The 954-nt window shown below is 54.2% G+C and carries 1 rRNA gene; it reads left to right on the forward strand.

Going from position 1 to position 954, the window contains the following annotated elements:
- Window positions 1-954 (forward strand): 23S ribosomal RNA (locus tag MHJ63_RS09825); the annotation flags it as partial.

The raw sequence follows: 954 nt of genomic DNA on the forward strand, positions 1-954 counted from the left end.
GTCGGGACCTAAGGCGAGGCCGACAGGCGTAGTCGATGGACAACGGGTTGATATTCCCGTACCGGCGAAGAACCGTCCATATCGAAGCGATGATGCTAACCACCCCAACCACACCAGACCAGCCACTTTGTGGCTAGATGGTGTGTGCGGCGTGGGACCCGATTCGTGGAGGTAAACGTAGTAACAGGTGTGACGCAGAGAGGTAGCCGGGCCAGGCAATGGAATCGACCTGGTCTAAGAGTGTAGGCCGGTGTATAGGCAAATCCGTACACCATAATGGCTGAGACTTGATGGGCGCCCACTATGGGTGGGTGATCCGGTGATCCTGTACTGCCGAGAAAAGCATCGACGTGAGGTTCTAGCTGCCCGTACCCGAAACCGACACAGGTGATCTGGTAGAGAATACCGAGGCGATCGAGAGAATCATGGTTAAGGAACTCGGCAAAATGCCCCCGTAACTTCGGAAGAAGGGGGGCCTGCCTCGTGACCCCCACATGCTGGGGTGAGCGGGTGTGGGCCGCAGAGACCAGAGGGAAGCGACTGTTTACTAAAAACACAGGTCCGTGCGAAGTCGCAAGACGATGTATACGGACTGACTCCTGCCCGGTGCTGGAAGGTTAAGAGGACCTGTTAGAACATTCGTGTTCGAAGCGGAGAATTTAAGCCCCAGTAAACGGCGGTGGTAACTATAACCATCCTAAGGTAGCGAAATTCCTTGTCGGGTAAGTTCCGACCTGCACGAATGGAGCAACGACTTCCCTGCTGTCTCAACCATGAACTCGGCGAAATTGCAGTACGAGTAAAGATGCTCGTTACGCGCAGAAGGACGGAAAGACCCCGTGACCTTTACTATAGTTTGGTATTGGTGTTCGGTGCGGTTTGTGTAGGATAGGTGGGAGACTGTGAAGCAGCCACGCCAGTGGTTGTGGAGTCATTGTTGAAATACCACTCTGA

The sequence above is a fragment of the Pseudoglutamicibacter albus genome, assembly GCF_022346425.1.
GTDB classification, from domain to species: domain Bacteria; phylum Actinomycetota; class Actinomycetes; order Actinomycetales; family Micrococcaceae; genus Pseudoglutamicibacter; species Pseudoglutamicibacter albus.